Annotated in this window: 3 protein-coding genes and 1 pseudogene; all 4 read right to left on the reverse strand. The window is 62.7% G+C overall.

Features of this window, described 5'->3' with window-relative positions; translation table 11 throughout:
- Window positions 1-935: ABC transporter permease (locus tag ACXAHG_RS23380; RefSeq protein WP_475061204.1), on the reverse strand; the 935-nt coding region annotated here is incomplete at its 3' end.
- Window positions 932-1852 (reverse strand): ABC transporter permease, encoded by a 921-nt coding sequence (locus ACXAHG_RS23385; protein WP_475039279.1) that lies wholly within the window; start codon window positions 1850-1852, stop codon window positions 932-934. The genes ACXAHG_RS23380 and ACXAHG_RS23385, both read right to left, overlap by 4 nt.
- A 12-nt stretch (window positions 1853-1864) precedes the next feature.
- Entirely contained in the window at window positions 1865-2977 is a 1113-nt protein-coding gene (locus ACXAHG_RS23390; protein WP_475039281.1) for an ABC transporter ATP-binding protein, read from the reverse strand.
- A gap of 154 nt (window positions 2978-3131) precedes the next feature.
- A pseudogene (locus ACXAHG_RS23395) lies at window positions 3132-3257 on the reverse strand (spermidine/putrescine ABC transporter substrate-binding protein); the annotation flags it as partial.

Here is a 3257-nt window from a genome sequence, read left to right on the forward strand (position 1 = left end):
GTGGCGCAGGCGACAACCACCAGGCCCACCGCCGCCGCGTTGGAGCTGAGGAAACCGGGCAGCCGCAGCTTGCCGCTCTCCAGCTCTTCCACCGTGGCCTTCTTGCGCGCCGCTGCAACCAGCTCCTTTCGGCGGATCGAGGCCTCGTTGAACAGCGCCGCAATCACCGTCAGCACCACGATGATAAAGGCCAGGGCCGAGATCGCGGGGGTGATGCCGTAACGCACCTTCTGCGCCAGCTCGATGGTCAGCGTCGGGTATTCGCCGAAGGTGAAGGTGGTGGTGTTGTAGTTCTCGAACGACGCCAGGAACGCCAGCACCGCAGCCGAAGCAATGGCAGGCCGCATGAACGGCAAGAGCACCTTGCGGAACGCCTGGGCATGGGTGGCCCCCAGGTCCAGCGCCGCTTCCGTCAGCGCGATGTCATAGCGCTGCAGGCGCGCCACCAGCACCAGCATGCAGTAGCTGGCGATGAAGGTGGACTGGCCGATGATGGTCAGGAACAGACCGTTCGACAGCCAGCTGTCCGCCCCCAGGCCCAGCATCCGGTTGATCCGGTCCCAGAACACCAGGGTCGAGATCCCCAGGACCACGCCGGGAATGAGGATCGGCGCGATGATGATGGTGTAATAGGTGGCGCGCAGCTTGGGCCAGATCTGGGTCAGCATCAGCGCGCCCGCCAGGCCCATCGCCACCGACAAGACCACCGTGCCCGCGCCGACCAGGATCGAGTTCCAGATGCCGTTGAGGATCCGCTCGTCGCGGAACAGGGCCGAGAACCACTCGAAGGTCAGGCACTCCCAGGGGGTCATCCGCGGGAAGGAGGGCGAGTTGAAGGCGGTGGCCGACATGATCACCAAGGGCCCGAGCAGATAGGCAAAGAAAATGCCCAGGTAAACCCAGAGGCTCAGGCGCATGAAAGAGAAGGACTTCATTTGCCGATATCCCCCATGTTGACCTTGAACAGGCGCATGACGGCCAGCACCAAGAGGATACAGGTGACCAGCAGCACCACCGCATAGGCCGCGCCCTGCGGCCAGTCGGAGTTGTCATTGAACTGCTGATAGATCAGCTGGGTGAACCACAGGGAGGACGGCCCGCCCAGGATCTGCGGCGCCGCCAGCGCGCCTGCCGACAGCATGAACACCATGGTGCAGCCCGAGGAGATCCCCGGCTTGGCGTAGGGAATGACCACCCGGCGGTGGATCATCGGCCAGCTGGCGCCCATGTCGCGCGCCGCCTCGATCTGGTTGCGGTCCAGGCTCTCGATCACATTGTAGATCGGGAAGATCATCAGCAGGATGTAGGCGTACCCCAGCCCCGCATAAAGCGCGATGTCATTGCGGATGAAGTCGAAGGGCGTGTCGAAGATCCCCAGGCCGACAAACATGTTATTGAGGACCCCGGTCTCACCGAAGATGATCCGCAGCGCAAACGCCCGCAGGATCTCGTTGATCCAGTAGGGGATGATCAGCATCAGCGCGAAGATGCGGATGTGATTGCCCTTGGTCTGGGCCAGGTAATAGGCGATCGGATAGCACAGGATCAGGTTGAAGATGGTGACGCAGACGGCTGCCACCAGGGTGCGGAAGAACACCTTGAGGTCGACCGCGTTATAGTCCTGGCTGCCGCCTTCCGGCCCGTAGATCAGGTATTTGTAATTCTCCAGCGTGTAGACGTCCTTGGGCCCGCCGATCTCCGGCGGCGGCAGGTTGGGACGGAACGAGAAGTCGAGCATCGACAGCTGCGGCAGGATGATGAGGCCGATGGTCCAAAAGAGGACCAGCCCCAGCATCAGGCTGCCCATGCCGGTGCCGTTGCGTTTGAAAAACTCCCTCAGGAAGCTTGGCATGGCTTGGCCTCCTTATTCCGCGGCCAGCTCACCGGCGGGAACACAGACCGCATTCTGCGTCTCGTATTCCAGGGTGATGTTCTGGCCGGTGTGGTCGTCAAACGACTGGCCCAGATTGGGGATCGAGACCTTCAGCTCCTTGCCGCCCTCGCCTTCCATGAAGATGTTGAAGACATTGCCCTCGAACTCCTCGTGGTTGACGCGCGCGGTCACGAAATGGTCGCCGGAGGCGCCCTCAGGCGCCAGCGCAAAGGCCTCGGGGCGGATGAACATCATCGCCTCGTCGCCCTCTTTCATGCGGCCCTGGTTGGCACTGGAAATCCGCGCCACCAGCTCGCCCGAACGGTTGGTGGCGATCAGCGCCTCATTGCCCATGACGCGTTTGACCTTGCCGCGGAAGACGTTGTTTTCGCCGACAAAAGAGGCGGCAAAGGCGGTCGAGGGGTCGTTGTAGATGGTCTTGCCATCGGCGATCTGGTCAATCACGCCCGCCTTCATCACCGCGATATTGTCGGACATGGTCAGCGCCTCGCCCTGGTCGTGGGTGATGTAGATGAAGGTGATGCCGACCCGCTGCTGGATCTCCCTGAGCTCTGTGCGCATGTGCTGGCGCAGCTTCAGATCGAGCGCCGACAAGGGCTCATCCAGCAAGAGCACATCGGGTTCCGCACAGAGCGCCCGCGCAATCGCCACCCGCTGGCGCTGGCCGCCCGACAGTTCCGAGGGCAGCTTGTCGCCCTGCCCCGGCAGCGCGATCATGTCCAAAAGCTCATCGGCGCGCTTCCGGCGCTCCTTGGCCGAGGCGCCCCTGATTTCCATCGAAAAAGTGATGTTCTCCCAGATCTTCATCAGCGGGAACAGCGCCAGGTTCTGGAAGATCAGTGCGGTCGGGCGCTTGTTCGGCCCGATCCCCTTCATGTCGTTGCCGCCGATCAGCACCCGGCCGTCGCTTGGCTCCAGAAAGCCCGAGACCGCGCGCAGGATGGTTGTCTTGCCGCAGCCCGAAGGCCCCAGGAAGGAGAAGAAATCCCCTCCATTGATGTTCACATTGGCATCGCGCACGGCGACAAAATCGCCAAAGCGGATCCACAGGTTTTCGAGATCAACGCCGACCCCAGCACTCATTTGGCTTCTCCCCAGGGCGCAGGTCCCCTATCCGGCGGCGCACCGCCGGCCCCGCAAGGCCTGCTTCCTGTTTTCCGTTCGTATATGATTGCGCGCCACTGCGCGGAACGGCCCCCGGAGCTGGCTCCGGGGGCCTGATGCTCAAGCCCGGCGCTTAAGCGCTCTTGAACTTGTTGACGAACTCGGTCCGCACATCCGCATACCAAGGCGCCTCGGCCGGCCAGGGGTTCAGATTGGCCAGGCTATCGCCCGGATAGGCCTCCGCAAAGTTCTTCTTGTA

This window comes from Leisingera sp. ABD4_442, assembly GCF_056160905.1.